The organism is Nocardia paucivorans NBRC 100373, from assembly GCF_000308675.1.
GTDB lineage: Bacteria > Actinomycetota > Actinomycetes > Mycobacteriales > Mycobacteriaceae > Nocardia > Nocardia paucivorans.
This window is the reverse complement of sequence record NZ_BAGE01000044.1, coordinates 123,130-143,714: the sequence shown is the minus strand read 5'-3', so window position 1 is coordinate 143,714 and position 20,585 is coordinate 123,130. Positions and strand designations below refer to the sequence as shown.

General features: G+C 68.1%; 7 protein-coding genes. 1 reads left to right on the top strand and 6 read right to left on the bottom strand.

Annotated features, from left to right (window positions below; genetic code table 11):
• Nucleotides 1-286 precede the first annotated feature (286 nt).
• The gene (locus ON32_RS15010) at nt 287-2,884 is read left to right on the top strand and encodes a LuxR C-terminal-related transcriptional regulator (RefSeq protein ID WP_157224200.1); all 2,598 of its coding nucleotides are present in this window, start codon (nt 287-289) and stop codon (nt 2,882-2,884) included.
• Nucleotides 2,885-3,025: 141 nt separating this feature from the next.
• Here ON32_RS15010 and ON32_RS27105 read toward each other — a convergent pair whose 3' ends face one another.
• The 6 genes from ON32_RS27105 to ON32_RS14975 all read right to left on the bottom strand — a co-directional run bounded on the left by ON32_RS27105 (nt 3,026) and on the right by ON32_RS14975 (nt 20,445).
• Entirely contained in the window at nt 3,026-3,475 is a 450-nt protein-coding gene (locus ON32_RS27105) for an SRPBCC family protein (RefSeq protein WP_051133266.1), read from the bottom strand.
• 462 nt (nt 3,476-3,937) lie between these two features.
• Entirely contained in the window at nt 3,938-4,765 is an 828-nt protein-coding gene (locus ON32_RS14995) for an ABC transporter permease (RefSeq protein ID WP_040791515.1), read from the bottom strand.
• Nucleotides 4,765-5,583: an ABC transporter permease gene (locus tag ON32_RS14990; RefSeq protein WP_040791514.1), complete on the bottom strand. Its 819-nt coding sequence runs from the start codon at nt 5,581-5,583 to the stop codon at nt 4,765-4,767. The genes ON32_RS14995 and ON32_RS14990 overlap by 1 nt, the downstream gene beginning before the upstream one ends.
• The gene (locus ON32_RS14985; RefSeq protein WP_083874532.1) at nt 5,580-6,620 is read right to left on the bottom strand and encodes an ATP-binding cassette domain-containing protein; all 1,041 of its coding nucleotides are present in this window, start codon (nt 6,618-6,620) and stop codon (nt 5,580-5,582) included. Before ON32_RS14985 ends, ON32_RS14990 begins: the two co-directional genes overlap by 4 nt.
• Nucleotides 6,617-19,936, bottom strand: a complete 13,320-nt coding sequence (locus ON32_RS14980; RefSeq protein WP_040791513.1) for a non-ribosomal peptide synthetase — start codon at nt 19,934-19,936, stop codon at nt 6,617-6,619. Before ON32_RS14980 ends, ON32_RS14985 begins: the two co-directional genes overlap by 4 nt.
• A gap of 47 nt (nt 19,937-19,983) precedes the next feature.
• Nucleotides 19,984-20,445: an AMP-binding protein gene (locus ON32_RS14975; protein WP_051133296.1), complete on the bottom strand. Its 462-nt coding sequence runs from the start codon at nt 20,443-20,445 to the stop codon at nt 19,984-19,986.
• Between the last annotated feature and the right edge of the window lie 140 nt (nt 20,446-20,585).

The following is a 20,585-nucleotide window of genomic DNA, read 5'->3' as shown; positions in this document are numbered from 1 at the left end:
TCGAGCAGTTGGATAGCGAATATGAGAGAAGTGAACATCTGATTTATCGGTGTTTTTTCGTTCGGGCGACGGGGTCTCGATCGGGTACTCATCGGTGTGAGCCGAGGTGGGGCGTCGAGGGGAAAATTCGGTCGCGCGATCGGTGTGGTTAGGGCCACTTCACGGGAGTGAAGGTGATCGCGGGCACCGAACCGCCAACCTTTTCGGCAACCGACGCTGCCGTGGCCCCGAGATATGGCTAAGCTGATGCGGCATGATGATGGGTTCCGGGCGGCGTGGAGATCGAGTGTCTGCTACGGATCGCTTTATCGGTCGTGATTCGGAACTGGATCGGATCGGTACATTGTTGACGAGCTCCGCTCGATTGATCACCTTGATCGGTCCCGGAGGTATCGGAAAAACCCGCCTCGCCACGGAGGCGGGGCGACGATTCGGAAAGGCCACTCACCGGCCGGTGCACTGGGCGCGGCTGGCCAGGCTGACCAAGGACGCCGACATCTCCGCCGTCGAGGATGAGATCACCCGTTCGGTCGTGGCCGCCGATGTAGCGGAGCGTTCCTCCTGGGATGCGCTGGTCGATGCGCTGACCAGTACCGACGCACTCGGAATGGATCTGCAGACGCTGCTGGTGCTGGACAACTGCGAGCATGTGCTGGACGCTGTCGGTGAGGTGATCGCCGAGCTGATGGTCGCGGTGCCGGGCCTGACCATTCTGGCGACCAGCCGCCGCCCCATCGGATGGGTCGACGAGCATGTCGTCGTGGTTCCGCCGCTATCGCAGCAGCAGGCCGTCACCCTGTTCCGGCGGCGTGCCGAACTCACCGGCCACCCGGTGACCGACACCGCTCAGGTCGAGATGGCCGAGCTGGTCTGTCGGCATGTGCACAGCAACCCGCTGTATATCCGTTTGGCGGCCGCCCGGCTGCTGCGTCAGCCCCTGGGTGCAATTGCCCGCGATCTGAGCGGTGAGGCCGGCGACAAGCGGCTGAGCTGGTCCCATGGGCCGCGGGTGGGAGCCGAACCCCGTCATCAGGGGATCCGTGATGTCATCGCGTGGTCCTATGACCTGTGTACGGCCAAGGAACGACTCCTCCTGGATAGGATGTCGGTTTTCGCCGCGGGCTATGACATCAACCCCGAGGAGGGCGACGGTTTCTCGTCCGATGTCGGTGTCGGGCTGGAAGTCATCGAGTCGGTGTGCGCGGACGACCCGGGTACACCGGGCGCCGGGACACCCGTGTCCGACGGTGATCTGCGTCTGGCGCGATCGGAGATAGAGGGTCTGCTCGAGGGGTTGGTGGATCAGTCGCTGGTGACGGCTCACATCACCCCGACGAGGGTGCGGTATTCCCTCTTGGAAAGTATTCGGATTTTCGCCGCGCAACGGTTGAAAGAAAGATCAACCGATCAGGTGGACGAAACGGCGAGACTCGAACGCCGGCACCGTCGTTACTATCGGGATAGAGTTGTAAAAGCGCAGGTTGAATGGTTCAGTCCGGGGAAGGTGAATTGGGGGACTCGTACGGCATGGGACAATATCCTGACCGCAGTCGAAACAAGCATCACCTCCGACGAACCCGAAGTGGGTTTGGAGATTTCCGCCGGTCTGGTCGCCCTGCCCATTATCAAGGGTTCTCCCAGGGAAATACGCCAATGGACCGAGCGCACCCTGCAGGCGACGCATGCCCGGCACTCGCAGCCCAGTGAGCTGCAAACGGCCGCCCGGACCATGTTGGGTTGGCTCTCGGTGCTACAGGGCCGAAACGAAGAGGCCGACCGAATACTCGACGAATGTGTGGCCGGTTGCGTCGAAGATCCGAGTATCGGACGTGATTGGCGGCGGCACCCGGAAAACGACATCGGCCTGCCCGCTTCGGTCGAATTCCTGTGGGGATCGAAACTCATGCTGGCCCACCGGGACCCGAGTTGCATAGCCGTATTGTGCCGAGCCCGAGAGAAATTCGACACCCTCGAAGATCGTGGTGGGGAAGGCCGAAGCGAATTCTACGAGGCGGTGGCCGCCGGATACCTCGGCACCGAACGGCAGGCCCTGGAGGTCACCCGACGCCATCTCGATCACGCCATCGATTCCGGAGCCGGGTGGGCCAAGTCGTGGGCTCAGTTGGCCCGGGCGGTCGCATTGGCCAGATACGGCGATCCCGAGGAAGCAGTGGCCGTCGCCCGGTCGGCGCTTGCCGTTCAGACCTCCGCACGGGACCAGTGGGGCATATCGTTCGCGCTGCACATCCTGCACGGCGCCTGGGCCCGAATCCTCGACGATTCGATCGCCGCCGGAAACGCGGACCCCCACGAACTCGCGGTGCGGGCAACCGAAACCGCACGACTCCTCGGCGGTGCCACCATGTTTCACGCCGGGCCGGGTATCGATTTCGGTGCCCTGGAGCTCATCGTCGCCGAAAGGCAGAAAACCACCGAGATCTGTCGTCGGGTACTGGGGCCCGACGCGTTCGCGGCCGCCTACCGGCAGGGCACCCTGCTGCGACCCGAGCTCGGGGAGGTACAGCGTCTGGCCCTGGGCACCCTGTCCATCGAGAAGATGGCGACGGATCATCCCGCCAGGAAGAACGCGCCGTCCCGGTGGGAGGATCTTTCGGCCGCCGAACGTGAGGTCGCGCTCCTGGCCGCGGCGGGATGGACCAACCCCACCATCGCGGTTCGCCGCGGCACCTCCTCCCGGACGGTCGACGCGCAGATGGCGGCGATCTTCCGGAAACTCATGGTCACCTCACGGCAGGACATCATCAAACTCGTTCCCCCGGAACATCTCGGCCGCGTGCGCACCGAAGGGGCCAAACGTCCACACCGAACCGGCGAACAAATGCATCATCCACGGGGGGTGGCGCATCCGGGCCGAACCCGCTGAACGGCATTCGGCGACAACTCATATCGTGGTGAAGGGGCAGTGACCGAGGGGTGCGGCCATGCCGGGCCCGGTGACGGAAGCGGGTTCGTGCGGTCTCGGCCCGTATGGCGGTCCGTGGTCCAGTGGAGAACGAGTCGGGCCTCATCCGTTCTCCAAGAGAGCTTTCAGCCGCTCGAACATGATGCGGTGCGCGTCGAGGCCCTTGCGGTGCACCGTCGCCACCAGCGGGCGGGGCGCCACGATGTCGACATGCTCGTGGACGAGCGAGCCGTTTCCCTCGGGGCGGCACGTGGTGACATTGTGCAGTCGGATACGCGGGAATTGGTAGGCGTCGGAGACGATATCCCCCGCGGGGGTGACCGACATCTCCACGCGATAGGCGAAGGAGATCGTCAGGGGACCGAGTTTCATTCGGTCGTGGACCCGATAGTGATCCGTTCGCTCGTCTGCGGATGAGGTGGTGGACAGTCGGTCCACCGCGGTGACCAGTGGATGGATTCGCGGGTATCCGTCGAGGTCGGTCAGCACCTCTCGGACGGCCTCGGGTTCGGCCGCGATATGGATCGCCAGAGAGAATGCCGCCCGGCTCATCGGTTCGTCCCGCCGATGGGCGCGAGCCGCGCATGCGCGGGTTTCGAGGGATCCGCGAGCAACCGAATCGGGTGGTCACCCGGGGTCCCGTCGTCTACATCGGCCATGAGCAGCCGGCAGGACTTCGTCGCGACGCACCCGAACGGTCCGGTCGGAAGGCAGAAGCCGATATCCACCCGGCCGCGAACACGGGCCGGGCAGGGCATCGGCTCGAGTAACGGGATCTCGATGTGGCGACGTATTCGGATCGGTGCGGTCAGGGGAACAGGTGACATGCGGGACTTCTACGCTACGTGGTGGTTCGGACCACCGAGTGGACAAGTGCTTCCTTGATAGCGCATCTCCTCGATAGCGCATCTCCTCTTGCTGCCGGGGCCGATTGTTGCCAGGGGTCGAGTCGGGCGGCACGGTGTTTCCGCCGCGCATCGCGCAGCCGAACGAGGCCATGGGCAGGCGCCGAGGTCAGCGGCGGCTCGCGCGGCGGTAGCCGATGGCGGCGGGGACGGCGAACACGGCGATGGCCCCGAGTGCCCAGAGCAGGGTGAGGGTGAGCGGCCGGGCCAGCGGGCCGTCGGCGGCCAGGGAGCGCATGGCCTCGATCGCCACCGACAGGGGTTGGTTGCCGACCACCGGGCGGATCCAGTTCGGGTAGGCGGCGAGAGGGACGAACCCGGTGCTGAAGAACATCATCAGCGAGGTCAACAGGGTGATGCCCTCCACCAGGGCGGACTTGGCGGTGTAGACGGCGACGGCGGTGACGAGGGTGGCGAAGGCCAGGCCGAACAGTAGGGGAATGCCCAGGAAGGCGAGGGTGGCGAGAACACCGCGTTCGAACCGGAAACCGAGCAGGAAACCGACCGCCACCACGACGAGTGTGCCCACCAGAATTCGGCAGCCCTCGGCGAGAATACGGGCGGTGAGACCGGAGGCGCGATGCACCGGCAACACCCAGAACCGGGCGAGCAGCCCCGCATCGCGTTCCCGGCCGAGTAACACCCCGTTCGCCACCGCCCCGGCGAGCGCCCCGACCAGGGCGACCATCGGCACCGAACCGAACAGAGCGTCCTCGCCGGTGAACCGGCTGATCTGGTTGCCGATCACGGTGTTGAGGATGAACAGCAGCAGGCACGGGATGATCAACGCCTCCAACACGGTGCCCGGGCTGCGGGACCAGCGATACAGCAGGCGTTGGGTCTGGATCAGGGTGTGCGTCACGAACGCGGATATCGAGTGCTCCGAAACGGTGCGTAGCGCCGTCGCCGGCTCGGCCGTGATGGCGGTGGGCGGCATCAGATCCTCCTCGAACCGAGACGCAGCGATATCGGGATGTACACGGCGATCGCTCCCAACACCCAGGCCAGCGGCGGGAACATCAGCGACCAGGTGACGTGCCCGGTGTGGGGGGCGGCGTCCCCGGCCAGGGCGCGCAGCCCTTCGGCGAGCTGGGACACCGGTTGGTTGCGGACGAACGGTTGCACCCACGACGGGAACTGGTGGACCGGGGCCAGTCCCGTCGAGAGCATGCCGAAGATCAACGGTGGCAGCACCAGCGCCTGGGTGGTGCCCTCCGGATTACGGGTCGCGGTGCCGAGCACATCCGCGCCCAGGGTGAACGAAATCCCGATGAGCAGGGCGAACAGCAGGAACCCCAGGGTGTGCCAGATATCGAGGTAGAAGCGGAAACCGATGACGTATCCGCAGACCAGGGCGGTGCTCAGAGCGATCAGCAGGCGGAAGACATTTCCCGACATACGTGCCGCGGTGGGGACGAGCGGTCCGAGCGGCATGGCGCCGAAGCGGCGGTTGATGCCGGCGACCGCGTCGGTGGCGGCCCGGAAGGCGGCCGATATCCCTGTGAACGCCCCCGCCTGCAGGATCACCAGTGGCATCATGAACTGCGCGTAGCTGCTGTAACCGGTGCCGGAGAAGGTCATGATGGTTTTCAGCGGGATGTAGAAACTGGCGGTGAAGGCGGCAGGCGCCAGGATCGAGGTCAACACCTCGCCGGAACGTATCGACGGTGCGATCAACCGGATGGTGAGAACCCACCACTGCCGGGCCCGGGCCGGAGCGGCCCGGGTCTGCGCCAACCAGATCGCCGCGGTCATCGCGCCACCGTCCGCCGGGTGGGCAGGTGCGTGGCCGAATGTTCGGCCAGGTCGGTGTCCGACGCGGAACCCCCCGTGTCGGCGCTGGTCGTCGTATGGCCGGTGAGGCGGAGGAAGACATCGTCGAGCGAGGGTTTGCGCAAGGCGATATCGATCAGCTCCACCCCGGCGCTGTCGAGACGTCGCAATGCCTCGGCGAGGGTGGTGGCGCCGTCCGGGGCGGGGATGGTGATCCGGTCGGAGTCCGGGCCCAGCGTCGTCCGGTATTCGTCCGGGAGCAGTGGGCCCAGGGCGGCGGCGATGGCGGGCAGATCGGTGAGGGTGCGCGGCACCATCTCGCAATAGTCGCCGCCGATCCGCGATTTGAGCTCGTCGGTGGTGCCCTGGGCGATCACCGTGCCGTGGTCGATGACTATGACGCGGTCGCTGAGCACATCCGCCTCCTCCAGGTACTGGGTGGTCAGCAGGGTGGTGATACCGGCTTTCTTGAAACCGTTCACCAGATCCCACACCCCCTGTCGGCTGCGCGGGTCTAGGCCGGTGGTGGGTTCGTCGAGGAACACCACCTCCGGACGGACCACGAGCCCGCACGCGATATCGATCCGGCGGCGCATACCGCCCGAATAGGTTCCGACCGGACGGTGCGCGGCGGGCCCCAGATCGAATTCGGCGATCAGTTCGTCGGCGCGGGCGCGGGCGGCACGTTTGCTCAGGCCCATCAGCCGGCCGAACATCACCACATTCGCGTAGCCGGTGAGCACATCGTCGAGTGCGGCGTACTGGCCGGTGAGCATGATGGAGCGGCGCACCGCAGCGGGATCGGCGACCACATCGTGTCCGGCGACGATCGCGCGGCCGGCGTCGGGAGGGATGAGGGTGGACAGAATGTTCACGACGGTGGTCTTGCCCGCGCCGTTCGGCCCGAGGATACCGAGGACCTCGCCCGGCTCCGCCGTGAAATCCACCCCCCGCAGCGCCCGGACGGAGCCGAACGATTTCTCGATACCGGTGACGATGACGCCGTTTTCCGAATTCATACTTCGTCTCCCAGGTATTCGTCGAGGACCCGCGCGATGATCGGCAGGACATCGGGTGCGGCCAGTTCGTTGTGGGTGACGTCGATCTCGTGGTTGTGGATCAAACCGGTGACATACGGTCGCCAGCCGAAGGGCCCGAAGATGGGCCCGCTGTCCACGGTGGCGTGGAAGTACACGATATCGCCGTCGTACACCGGACGCCGATAGCCGGTCCGAGTTCGTGCGGACTCGTTGTACGAGGTCACCATCCGTTCGAGGGTTTCGGCGTCGAACAGGGGCACTCCACCGAACTGTTTCCGGATCAGTTCCGCGGTCTCGTGTGCGGTGGCCTCCGGCGGGATGGCATGGACACCGAACATCGCGCCGAAGGTGTTGACGAATGTCGCCGGGGTGAGCGGTTCGAGGCTGTCGCCATCGATATCGGCGGTATCGGCGTCCATGAGGGCGACCACACCCACCTCGGCGCCGGAACGTTTCAGCTCGGCGGCGGTGGCATGGGCGATGAGCCCGCCGAACGACCAGCCGAGCAAATGGTAGGGCCCGGTCGGTTGGAGGGCGCGGATCTGTTGCACGTATCGGGTGGCGAATCCCTGGATCGAGGCCGGATTCTGCTGTCCGCTCAGCCCGGGGGCCTGCAGACCGTAGATCGGGCGGCCGGGACGCAGTGCGTCCGCGAGGCCGAGGAAGGGCCAGGCCATACCGGAGGACGGGTGGATACAGAACAGGGCGGGGGCGGTGCCGCCGGACCGGATGGGGAGGACGATATCCATCCCGAGCCCGCTCGACGGGAGGGTCGGACCGGTCGCCGCGCGGTCGGCCGGTTCCGGGACGGCCGGTGGCTCGTCCGGGAAGGCCGTCCGCGCCGCCGGGGTCTCGGCGAACCGCGCCGCGGCCGCGAGCGCGACCGACCACAGATCGGCCAGCGCGGCGACCGCCTCGTGGTCGAGTAGACCGGCGGGATAGCCGAAACTCGCCCGCAACCGGTCGCCGATGACCACCGCGTTCACGTCGATGGCGGTTTGCAGCGGCACATCGGGGGATTCGTCGGCCCGCAGCTCACCGAGTTCCTCGGTCGGCAGCCAGCCGAGTCCTTCCAGGCCGGCGGGGATATCGCCGGTGGAGAAACGGCCGAGATAGTTGAAGCCGATCCGTCCGGGCAGCCGGTTCGGCAGCTGCCGAGCGGTATCCGGGTTCAGGTAGCGCAACAGTCCGAAACCGATGCCCTTGTCGGGTACCGCGCGCAGCTGTCGGCGCACCGCGTGCAGGGTCTGCCCCAATGCCGGGCCGCCGGCGAGCGCCTCGTCGGTATCAATACCGGTGAGGTCGAATCGCACCGGGTAGATGCTGGTGAACCAGCCGATGGTGCGGGACAGGTCGGCGCCGGGAATCACGTCCTCCTGCCGGCCGTGCCCTTCGAGCCGGATCAGCGCACCGGATTCGGCGGTCTCGGAACGCCACCGCGCCAGGGCCAGGACCAGCGCAGTGAGCAGGACATCGTCCACTCCGCCGCCGGTGAGTCGGGGCAGTATGGTGAGCAGCGACTCGGTGATCTCACCGGATATTTCGCGTTCGACCAGGCGCAGGGTGTCGGCGCGGTCCACGGCGGGGTCGAGTTCGCGGGAACCGATCATCGGGTCGGGGCCGGTGACGATACCGCTCCAGTAGTCGAGTTCGGCGACCCGACGTTCGTTGTGCGCCTCCTCGACGAGGGCATGCGCCCAGCGCCGCATCGAGGTGCCGGTTTCGGCGAGCACGGGTTCGGCGCCGGCCGATACCTGCGCCCAGGCGGCGATCAGGTCCGGGATCAGGATGCGCCAGGAAACACTGTCGATCACCAGGTGATGGGCGACCACGATGAGCAGACCGGGCCGAGGGTGGGTTCCGGCGTCGCCGACCGGATCGAGCCAGATGAACTGGGTGACGGTCCCTTCGACCGGGTCGAGCCGGTTCAGGGCGGCGTCCAGTTCCCCGGCCGCGTATTCGCGCAGTTCGGTGTGGTCGACGGCGGTGAACGCGGTGCGGTGCACCAGCGACGCCACATCGACCGCGCCGGGTTCTCGCACCAGCAGCCGGGGTTCGTCGTCGACGAGCAACCGGGCGCGGAGCATATCGTGTCGGTCGACGACGGCCGACAGGGTCGCGACGAGCCGCTCGTGGTCGATACCGATCGGCAGTTCCAGGACGGCGCTCTGCGCGAATCGGCGGTGGTCGCCGCCGCGGTCGAGCATGTAGTGCCCGATCGGGGGAAGCGGGAATTCGCCGATACCGCCGCCGGGTAGTTCGTCGAGGGTCGGCGCAGGGTCGGTGGTATCGGCCGCGGCGGCGATGGCGGCCACTGTGCGGTGCTCGAACACCTGTAGCGGTGTGCAGTGGATGCCCCGCTGCCGGGCCCGCGACACCAGTTGGATGGCCAGGATACTGTCGCCGCCCAGCGCGAAGAACGAATCCTCGGCGCCCACCCGGTCGCCGCCGAGGAGTTCGCCGATGAGGGTGGCCAGCGCCTGTTCGGTCGGAGTCGCCGGGGCCCGGTAGCGCGCGCGATCGGAAAGGAATTCCGGCGCGGGAAGAGCAGCGCGGTCGAGCTTGCCCACGGCGTTGCGGGGCAGTTCGTCGAGGACCGTGAACGCGGACGGCACCATATTGTCGGGCAGGATCTCCGCGGCGGCGGTCCGAACCCGGACGATATCGAGGGTGGTGCCGGGGGTGGGCACCAGATAGGCGGCCAGTGCGGTCGCCCCGGTGGGGCCGGCGACACCCAGGGTCACCGCCGCCTCCACACCCTCGATACGGCCGAGCGCCGCGTCGATTTCACCGAGTTCGATCCGCCGGCCGCGCACCTTGACCTGGAAATCGGTGCGTCCCAGATAGCGCAGCACGAAACCGGAGTCGTCGCGCGCCCACCGCACCCGATCCCCGGTGCGGTACATCCGTTCCCCCGCCGTGCCGAACGGATTGGCGAGGAAACGGGCGGCGGTGAGATCCGGTCGCCCGTGATAGCCGCGGGCCAGGGCGGGGCCCGCGAGATACAGCTCACCGGGCATCCCGACGGGCACCGGACGCAGCCGGTCGTCGAGCACCAGCACGGACGCCCCCCGGATCGGGGCGCCGATGGACACCGGTTCGCCGACCGCCAACGGCGCCGAAGCCGTCGCCCAGATGGTGGATTCGGTGGGGCCGTACAGGTTGACCATGGTGCGGTTTTCGGCCCACCGCGCCACCAGCTCGGCGCTCACCGCCTCCCCCGCCACCGCCAATACCGGAACACCGCTCACCGCGGCCGGGTCCAGGGTGGACAGCGCCGACGGGGTGATGACCATATGGGTCACCCGCTCGGTGGAGACGAGGTCGGCGAGCGCGTCGCCGCCGAACACCTCCGGTGGCGCGACCACGAGGGCGGCGCCGCAGCCGAAGGCCATGATCGCCTCGAAGACCGCGGCGTCGAAACTCGGTGAGGCCACCTGCAGGACCCGGCAGTGTTCATCCAGCCGGAGCAGCTCCCGCTGTGCCGCCACCAGATCTGCGATACCGCGATGCCCGACCGAGACACCCTTGGGGGTTCCGGTCGAACCGGAGGTGTAGATGAGCCATGCCGGGTGGTCGGGGTGAGGCGGGACGGGCGGTTGGTCGTCTCCGGGTACGCGCCCGGCCTCCGGGTGGGCGCGTACCTCGTCGAGCGCGATCCATTCGATACCGTCCGGCAGCTGCGGCCGGTAGGCGGAGACGGTGAGACCGATCGCGGCGCCGGAGTCGGTGAGCATATGGTCGACGCGTTCCACCGGATATTTCGGATCCACCGGGAGGAAGGCCGCCCCGATCCGCGCCGTCGCCCACAGACCTGTGAGCAGTTCGGCGGACCGTGGCAGACCGAGTGCCACCACCGATTCCGGTCCGATGCCCGCCCGCCGCAACAGCCGGGCCACCGCCGCCGCGTGCCGGTCGAGTTCACGGTAGGTCGTGGTTTCCCCGTCGACGATCAGCGCCGGGCGGTCCGGGTAGTGGGTGGCGGTGGTGGCGAACAGTCGGGTGAGGGTGGTCGGCGGGGAGCTTTCGGGGCCGCGCGCCGGAACGAGTGTGGCGCGTTCGTGCTCGTCGAGCAGATCTATCTCGGCGATGCGCAGCCGAGGGTTCGCGCAGACGGCGTCGATCAGGCGGCGCCACCGGTCGACCAGCGACAGCGCCGTCGCCTCGTCGAACAGGTCGGTGGCGTAGGTGAGTACGCCGTCGATCCCGGCCGGGCCGGTGGAGTCGGTATGTTCGCTCAGGTCCAGCATCAGATCGTAGGGGGAGGACGTGCGGTCGTAATCGGCGATATCGATCCGCAGCCCCGGCAGGTCGAGCACCGGGGCGACGAAGTTCTGCAGACTCAGCGAAACCTGGAACACCGGGTGATGGGCCGTCGACCTGCCCGGACCGAGCACCTGGACCAGTCGTTCGAACGGAATATCGGCATGGGAGAACGCATCCAGGTCCGTTGTCCGCACCGAGGCGGCGAAGTCGGCGAATTCGGTGTCGAGATCCACCCGGGTGCGCAGGGCCAGGGTATTGACGAACATGCCGACCAACGGGTCCAGCGCCTGTTCCCCACGTCCGGCGACCGCGGTGCCGATCACCACGTCACCCGCGCCGCTCATCCGGGCCAGCAGGGCCGCCAATGCGGCGTGTACGAGCATGAACAGGCTGATGCCGTGCGCCGCCGCGAAATCCGTCAGGGCGCGGTGCCGTTCGGCGTCCAGGGTGAAACCGATATCGGCGCTGCGCAGGGACTGCACCGCCGGTCGCGGACGGTCGGCGGGCAGTTCCAGCGCCTGCGGCGCGTCGGCCAGGGTCTCGGTCCAGAACCGGAGTTGCCGGGCCGCCAGGGAGTCGGGATCGGATTCGTCGCCGAGGGTTTCGTGCTGCCAGAGCGTGAAATCGGCGTACTGCACGGCAAGTGGGCGCTGCTCGGCCGCGACACCGGATACCCGGGCCGAATACGCGGCGAACAGGTCGGTGGCCAGCGGCGCCATGGATGCCCCGTCGGCGCTGATGTGATGAACCACCAGAACCACGACGTGCACCGGGACGTCGGCGGTCTCCGATACCGGTGGTGATATCTCGGCGCTCCACCCGGCGGGACGTTCGAGGGCCCCGGTGGTCGTCCCACCGTCGCCGGTGGCACTCATGTCGGATGATACCGCGTCCACCGGGCCCGGGGCCGGACGGGCGGGGGTGCCGAGACGGAACACACCGACCCGCAGCGGCGGTTCGACGGTGATATCGAAACCGGTGCCGGCCAGGGCGTTGATCCGCGCGCGAAGTGGGGCGCCCTCCTCGGTGTCGACCACATCGATCCGCGGGGTGGCGGTTTCGGTGTCGATCACCACCTGGCGTGGGCCCCGATCGTCGGCGGGATAGACGGTTCGCAGGGTTTCGTGCCGCTCCACCACATCGGCCAGGGCCAGGGACAGGGCGGAGGTATCGAGCGCGCCGGTGAGCCGCAGCGGGATCACGATGTTGTAGGCGGCGGCGCTCGGGTCCATCCGGTTGAGCACCCAGATGCGTTGCTGGGCGCAGGAGAGCGGAATCCGATCCGGGCGCACCCGGGCGGCCGGGGCGAAACGGCCGGGTGCGCCGGCGGCGGGACGGATCCGCGACGACAGCTGCGCGACCGTGGGAGCGTCGAACAGATCGCGGAGCGCGACGGTGGAACCCAGGGCCGCGTTCACCCGGGCGATCACCTTGGTCGCGCTCAGGGAGTTGCCGCCGATTTCGAAGAACTGCTCGTCGACACCCACCCGTTCGATACCCAACACCTCTGCGAACACGGTGGCGACGGTCTCCTCCACCGGTGTGCGCGGAGCGAGATAGGGACGGCGGGTGTCGGTGAAATTCGGTACCGGCAGGGCGGCACGGTCCAGTTTCCCCACCGGCGTGAGTGGGAGGGAGTCCAGGACCACGATATGAGCCGGCACCATGTACCCCGGCAGTTCGGAGGCGACCCGCTGACGCAACCGGTCGATGTCCACATCCGCTCCCGCGAGCGGCAGCACATAGGACACCAGCACGGTTTCCCCGCCCGGGCCGGACCGGCCGATGGTCACCGCGTATTCGATCTGCTCGTCCCGGGACAGCACCGCATCGATCTCGCCGAGTTCGATCCGCAGACCGCGGATCTTGACCTGGAAATCGCTGCGCCCCAAATACTCCAGTTCGAATGCGCCGTCGCGGCCGGTGGTCCACCGCGCCATATCACCGGTGCGGTACATCCGTGTACCGGGCGCGCCGTACGGGTCGGCCACGAAACGCGAGGCCGTCAGGGCATAACGATTGAAATAGCCGCGGGCGAGCGCGGGTCCGGCCAGATACAGCTCACCGGGCACCCCTACCGGCACCGGCCGCAGCCAGCCGTCGAGCACCATGACCTCGGCGCCGCGCACGGGTCCGCCGATGGTGACCGGCTCGTTCGCGACGAGTTCGGCCGGCCCGGTCGCCCAGATGCTGAATTCGGTGGGGCCGTACAGGTTCACCATCCGCCGCCCCGGTGACCACTGCGCGACCAGCTCCGGGGAAACCGCCTCGCCCGCCACCGCCAACACCCGCAGCCGGTCCAGACCGACGGGATCCATGGTGGCCAGCGCCGACGGGGTGATCACCGCATGCGTCACTTCCTCGGTGCGCAACAATTGTTCCAGCTCGGCGCCGCCGTAGACGTCCGGTGGCGCCACGACCAGCGTGCCACCCGTGCCATGCGCGGTGAGCAGCTCGAATACCGAGGCGTCGAAACTCGGTGAGGCCACCTGCAGTGCCCGGGTCGTCGGGTCCAGGCCCAGGGTTTCCCGTTGCCAGTGCACCAGATTCGCCACCCCGCGGTGCGCGATCAACACCGCCTTGGGTTTACCGGTGGAGCCGGAGGTGTAGATGAGGTACGCAGCCCGATCCAGTTCGATCGGACCCCCGCGTTCGGTGTCGGTGATCGGCGCATCGGAGACGGTCATCACCCGGCGAATGGTGTTGAGATCGTCGAGCAACAGCCAGTCGATGGTGCCGGGCAGGGTTTCGCCGATGGCGGTGACGGTGACGCCGATGGGCGCCTTCGAATCGGCGAGCATATGCTCGATCCGCTCCACCGGGTGTTTCGGATCCAACGGGATGAACGCCGCCCCCGTTTTTGCCAGCGCCCACACCGCGACCACCGATTCCAGCGACCGGGTCAGCGCCACCATCACGAACGTCTCGCGCGTGATCCCGCGACGCAACAACATTCGAGCGAAACGGTTGGACCAGGCGTCGAGATCGGCATAGCTCATGGTGAGTCCACCGGAGGTGACCGCCACGGCGTCACCACCCCGGCGGGCGCCGGCGGTGAGGATATCGGGCAGGGAACGCGGCGGAACCGACGGCGCGCCGCGCACCGGCAGCAATGCGGTCCGTTCGGCGTCGTCGCAGGGGTGCAGGCGGGCCACCGGCATGTCCGGGTTCTCGACGAGCCGGGTCAGGATTCGCACGAAACGGTCCAGTAGGGTGCCGGCGGCCGTCTCGTCGAGATGATCGACCAGGTATTTCACCGTGATCCGCAGGGTGTCGCGACCCTCGAGGCCCCGCAGCGGTATCACCATGAGATTCAACGGATACGGGGTGGCATCGGTACCGGTGACGTCGAGTACCCGCATACCCGCGATATCGAGCGCCTCCGACAGGGCGGCCCGGTCGATGGGATACGACTCGACGACGGTCAGGGTGTCGAACAATTCGGCGAGCCCGACGGCCTCGTGGATGGCGGCCAGCCCGATGTGCTGATGGTCCAACACCCGTGCCCGCTCGCTCTGGATCCGCGCCAGGAGTTCACGCACCCGCTCTCGCGGATTCAGCCGTACCCGCACCGGCAGGGTGTTGATGAACAGGCCGATCATCTCCTCGACCCCCGGAAGTTCCGGCGGGCGGCCGGATACCGTCGCGCCGAACACCACATCGGTGCGACCGGTCAGCGTGGCCAACACCATGGCCCAGCTCGCCTGCACCAGGGTATTGACGGTGGCCCCGGCCTCCCGGGCCGCGGCTTCCAACCGCGCGGCGGTGGCGTGCGAGAGCTCGGTGGAAATCATTCCGGTTTCGGTGGATTCGATCCCGACCAGGGTGGGCAGGGCGCGGGTGGGGGTGTCGACACCGGCCAGCGATTCGGTCCACACCGCCAGGGATTCGGCGGTGTCGCGGGTGTCCAGCCAGGCCAGGAAATCCCGGTAGGAGCGGGGCGGCGGCAGGACGAACGGATCGAGGCCCTCCCGCGCGGCGGCATACAGCGTCAGCAGTTCGTGGACCAGCAGCGGGGACGACCAGCCGTCCAGGACGATGTGGTGATTGGTGAGGACGAAGGTGTAGGTGTCCGGTTCGGTGCGGACGAGGGTGCAGCGCAGCAGCGGCGGACGGGTGAGTTCGAAACGGGTGCGCGCGTCGACGGCGGTGATCCGGTCGAGTTCACGTCGGCGCTCTCCCGGGTCGGTGATCTCGGTGAGATCCATATAACGCCAGGTGACCTCGGCGGCGTCGAGGACGAGTTGGCGCGGGCCGTCCTCGGTTTCGACGAAGGCGACACGCAGGTTGTCGTGGCGGTCGACCACCGCCTGGACGGCGGCCCGCAGCCGGTCCGGGTCGACGGAGCCCGCGAGGGTGAGCAGCGACTGCACCGTATAGCCGTCGGCGGTGTCCGGGTCGTACAAGGCGTGGAAGAGCAGACCGTATTGCAATGGCGACAGCGGCCACACATCCACCAGACCCGGGTATTCCCGTTCCCAGTCGGCGATCTGCTGCCGGGTCACCGGAACCAGCGGGAAATCCGATGGGGTGTGTCCACCGGCGTCCGGGGTGCGCGCGTACGCGGCGAGGGCGCGCACCGCCTCGACCCACAGCCCGGCCAGTGTGTCGATATCGCCGGCATCGAGCAGGCGGGAGGCGTAACCCCAGGTGACCTCCAGGCCCATGTCGGTGCGCACGGCGTCGATATCGATCACGGCGGTCAGCGGTGCCCGGCCGTCTCGAACGGTTTCGACGCGGTGCGGCGGCCACGGTTCGCCGACCGTGGTCCGATCCGAATAGTGGAAACCCAGTTGGGGGGTGGGGGTGTTCGCGAGCGCTTCGGCGGTCTCGGCGCACAGGTAACGGAGCATGCCGTAGCCGATGCCCGCGTCCGGTAGCTCCCGCAGCTGCTCCTTGACGGTCTCGACGGCATCGCCCGTTGCGGCGCCGCCCGCGAACGCGGCATCGATATCGATATCGCCCAGGTCGAGGGCCACCGGGTGCTCTGTGGTGAATCGGCCCACGGTTCGGGTGATATCGGCGCCCGGCAGCACGGCGTCGGAGCGGCCGGGACCGTCCAGGGCGAACAGTATCCGGTCGCGGCCGTGCCGGCGGGCCACGGCCAGGGCCGATGCGGTGAGCAGGACGTCCTCGGCGGCGCAGTGGAAGAGCTCGGGCAAGGTGGTGAGGACGGCATCGGCGAGATCCGGCTCGATGACGATGCGCTGCCGCCGCATGGTGGCCACGGTGTCGGCCGCGGGATCCAGAGTGGCCGAACCGTACGGCCGGTCGGGGGTTGTCAGGATCCGTTGCCAGAGCGGAAGTTCGCCGATCCGTTCGCGCGCGTGCTCGACCCGGGCCGCGGCCCAGCGGCGGAACGAGGTGCCGACCGGGGCGAGGACCTCGGTTTCGGGGGCGCGCACCGCGGTCGCCAGGTCGGACAGCAGAATCCGCCGGGAGGTGTCGTCGGCGACCAGGTGGTGCAGGGCCACCCAGCACAGCGGCTCGGCATCGGGCCGTTCGATCAACACGAATCGCGCTACGGCGCCGGCCTCTGGGTCGAGTGGATCGGTGGCGCGCCGCAGCGCGTATTCGCAGGCGGCTTCGGTATCCGATCCCGCGACCACCACCTCCACCAGGGCATCGACATCGATCGAACCGGTCTCGGCGACAACACATTTCGGTCCGTGCGCGGTGTGCCGCAGCGATGACCGCAGCAGATCGTGATGATCGATCAGGCGTCGCACCCCGGCCGTGAGGCGCGGCCGGTCCGTTCCGACGGGCAGCCCGATCAGGGCGGCGTGGGCGAACCGCCGCCAGATATCGCCTCGGTCGAGCACGGCCCGCATGCTCGGGGTGAGTTCGATCTCGCCGACCCCGCCTCCGGGCAACTCCGTGACTCCGGAGACAAGGGCCTCATGCGCCACTGCCGCCAGCGCGGCCACGGTTTTGCGCTCGAACACATCCCGGGCGCCGAACACCAGACCGGCTGTCTTCGCCCGGGACACCAGTTGGATCGAGAGGATACTGTCGCCGCCGAGCGCGAAGAAACTCTCGTCGGCGCCCACCGAATCCAATCCGAGCACCTCGGCGAACAATGCGGCCAAGGTCTTCTCGCGAGGGGTCGACGCCACGCGTCCCGTCGGGGTGCGGGCGCCGAAATCCGGTGCGGGCAGCGCCGTTCGGTCCACCTTCCCCATCGGGGTGAGCGGAATCCGCTCCAGCACCATGATCGCCGTGGGCACCATATAGGCGGGTAGTGCCGCACCGGCCGCGGCGCGTAACTCCTCCGGCTCGATACCGGTTCCCGGTTCGGGCAGAACATACGACACCAGCGCGGTGGCGCCCGCGGTGGTCGTGGCACCGACCGTGATCGAGAATTTCACGGCGGGTTGCCGCTGCAACACCGCGTCGATCTCGCCGAGTTCGATCCGGAAACCCCGCATCTTCACCTGGAAATCGCCGCGGCCCCGATACTCCAGTTCCAGCCGGTCGCCGCGCCGACACCAGCGCACCAGGTCCCCGGTCCGATACATCCGGGCGCCGGGGTGATAGGGGTCGGCGACGAAACGCGCGGCGGTGAGACCGGTACGGCGGTGATAGCCGCGGGCCACCCCCGGGCCGCCCAGATACAGCTCACCGGTGGTGCCCACCGGCACCGGCCGCAGCCACGGGTCGAGCACCACGGCCGTCGCCCCCCGAACCAGGCCGCCGATGGAGATCTCCGCGTCGGCGGGGAGAGGGTCGGTGGTGGTGGCCGTCACCGTGGTCTCGGTCGGACCGTAGGCGTTGATCAGTCTGCGGTCGGCCCAGCGCTCGAGCAGTTCCGCCGGGAAAGCGTCACCGCCCACGGCAACCGTGCGCAATTGCGGCACCATTTCCGGTTCCAGCGATCCCGCGACCGCCGGGGTGATGTCCAGATGGGTGACCCGATGTGTGCGCAAAACCTGCGCCAGCTCCTCACCCGCATACGCCTCCGGGGGAACCACCACCAGGGTGGCCCCGGTGGACAGGGCGAGCAGCAGCTCCTCGACCGAGACGTCGAAACTCGGCGACGTCGTATGCGCCACCACAGCGTCCGCGTCGACCGCCGCGGCCGCCGCGATGCTCGAGACCAGATTCGCCAGTCCACGATGCGTTACCGGCACCCCCTTGGGGAGCCCGGTCGACCCCGAGGTGTAGATGACATAGGCGGGATGGTCCGGACGCAGCGCGGTTCGGCGCTCGGTGTCATCGATCGCGGCGGTCTCCGCTCGGGCCACGGCCTGTTCGGTGGCGGGGTCGTCCAGGATCAACGGACGCACCGTGGCCGGTAGCACCTCCCGGGTCGCCGCCACGGCCACCCCCGCGACCACACCGCTGTCGGAAACCATGTGGTCGATGCGATCGGCCGGATAGTTCGGGTCGATCGGCACGAAGGCCGCCCCCGTCTTGGCCACCGCGATGGTCGCCAACACCGATTCGAGCGAGCGGGGAATCGCGATCGCAATCCCGTGCTCCGGTCCCGCGCCCTCGGCGATCAGCGCCCGGGCCAGCCGGTTCGTGTACTCGTCGACCTGTCGATAGCTCAGGGTGGTCGAGCCGCTCACCAGTGCCGTCGCGTTCGGGTCGCGCGCTACGCCGGCGGCGAGCAGCTCCGGCAGCGTCCGCACCTCGGCCGCCGCGGGACCGGAAACCGGCACCAGCTGCGCCCACTCGCCCTCGGACAACACCGATACCGCCGACAGACGCCCCTTCGGGCCCGCCTCCAGGAACCGGTGTAGAAAGCGCAGGAAGCGACGGTGCTGAGCGGCCAGTTCATCATCGCTGTACAACTCCGGATGACCCTGGAAATCGATCCGGGTGGCCTCGCCGTCCCCGCCCGGATACAGGTTGACGAACAGGTCATCGATGAGCCCGGAGGTCAATACGCGCAGCCGCCCGGTGGCGGAACCGAACCGGATCCGAGTGTCCACCATCATCAGATTCACCGACGGCCCGAACGACACCGTCTCGTCCATCGGCAGCCCGAGATCGCGGACTATATCCTCCTGCCGGTAACGCTGCCGACGCAGCGCGCCGGTCAGTTCGCCCTGCGCGGCCCGGATCAGCTCGCCCACGGTGGTGGACGGCGACAACCGCAGCCGCAACGGAACCACATTGGCGATCATCCCGCCGGAGCGGCGCAGGCTCGCGGTGGTGCGCGCCGACACCGGCAGACTCAACGACACCTCGGGCGCGCCGGTCATCGCGGACAGATACGCCCCGAACGCGGCCACCATCGTCGGCGCGACACCGGAGGACGCCGCCTCCGCGACCGAGCCGAGCAATGCCGCGGTCTCCTCCGGCAGCGCGCCCGACACCAGGTTCGGATGGGCGTACCCGGTGGAGGCGCGGCCGGCCGGACTCACCGGATCGGGCATCCCGCGCAGATGCTCCCGCCAGTATTCGCGATCGGAGGCGAAGCGGCGCGAACCGCGATAGGCGATATCGTCCTCGACGATCTTCGGCAGCGCATCGGCCCGGGTCGGTGGCGGCTCCCGCCCCGCCACCGCCGCGTTGTAGAGCTCGCTCGTGCGCTGCATCATCACATGAGCGCCCATCCCGTCCAGCACGATGTGATGGATACGCGTGTACCAGAACCACCGGTCCGCGCCGACCCGCAGCATCACCACACACACCAGGCGATCGGTCGACAGGTCCAGCGGAGCGGTGTACTCGGCGCGCATCCAGTTCAGGGCGGCCGCCTCCGGGTCGGGTTCGTCGCGCAGATCGATGACGCGCAGTCGATCCTGCAAGGTGAGGTCGACGTACTGGAAGGGGTGTCCGTCCACCTCGACCAGCCGCAGATAGCCGGTGCCGAATTCGCGACCGGCGCGGCGGAAGGCGTCTTCGAGCAGGCCGATATCGATCGGGCCACGCAGTTCTACGTACTGCGCGATGGAAAAGGGGACATCGCCCGCGATGTGCTGGGCGAACCAGATACCACGCTGTGCCGCCGAAAGCCCGAAAGCGCCGTCGGGGAGGTGGGATGCGGTGTCGATCGTCGGGGAAGAAGGCTGTGCCATGGGATGTCCTACGTTCCGATTCGGATCGCGCGGGTGGTTTTCGATGATCAGGCAGCTCCGTGGGCCACCGAATGACCGGTCGCGGGAAGTGGGGCGTCGGATCCGGCGAGGTAGTGGCGGAGAATGGTGTTGTCGTCGAGCACCAGCCAGTCGATCGTCTCGGGTAGCTCCGCACGCCGTTGCGTGGTGGTGATACCCAGTCGGGTGTCCGAAGCGAACGTTTCCGCGGAATCGGGATACACCGGGGTGCCGCCGATCTTGATGACAGCGCGTACGGCCACGACCCGTTCGATCGGCGAGTCGATGGCGATCGCCACGCGGCCGCCCGATTCACCCCAGAACCGCAGTAGGACGCGGGCGAGGCGATTGGACCAGCGGTCCCATTCGGAATAGGTGAGGTCACAGCCGGCGCTCGACGCCACCACCGTATTCGAATCGACCTCGGGAAACGGACGGGGCGTTGTCACGTCGGGGAGGTCGGCGGGCAACGATGCGGACCGAATGTGCATGGTGAATGTCCTCGGATCTCGGATGCCGGGTGGGTGCATCTCCGAGAATCCCGCCACCGAAGGGCCGACAACAGCCCCCACAGCGCTGGTCTGCCCTCACCCACAGGTGGGCGAACAACACCCCGAGGGGTGGTTGACAG

Excerpts from the sequence above, each read along its gene's own strand:
- ON32_RS14980 (WP_040791513.1), bottom strand. The coding sequence starts at position 19,936 with ATGGCACAGCCTTCTTCCCCGACGATCGACACCGCATCCCACCTCCCC.
- ON32_RS14995 (WP_040791515.1), bottom strand. The coding sequence starts at position 4,765 with ATGCCGCCCACCGCCATCACGGCCGAGCCGGCGACGGCGCTACGCACC.
- ON32_RS14975 (WP_051133296.1), bottom strand. The coding sequence starts at position 20,445 with ATGCACATTCGGTCCGCATCGTTGCCCGCCGACCTCCCCGACGTGACA.
- ON32_RS27105 (WP_051133266.1), bottom strand. The coding sequence starts at position 3,475 with ATGAGCCGGGCGGCATTCTCTCTGGCGATCCATATCGCGGCCGAACCC.
- ON32_RS14985 (WP_083874532.1), bottom strand. The coding sequence starts at position 6,620 with ATGAATTCGGAAAACGGCGTCATCGTCACCGGTATCGAGAAATCGTTC.
- ON32_RS14990 (WP_040791514.1), bottom strand. The coding sequence starts at position 5,583 with ATGACCGCGGCGATCTGGTTGGCGCAGACCCGGGCCGCTCCGGCCCGG.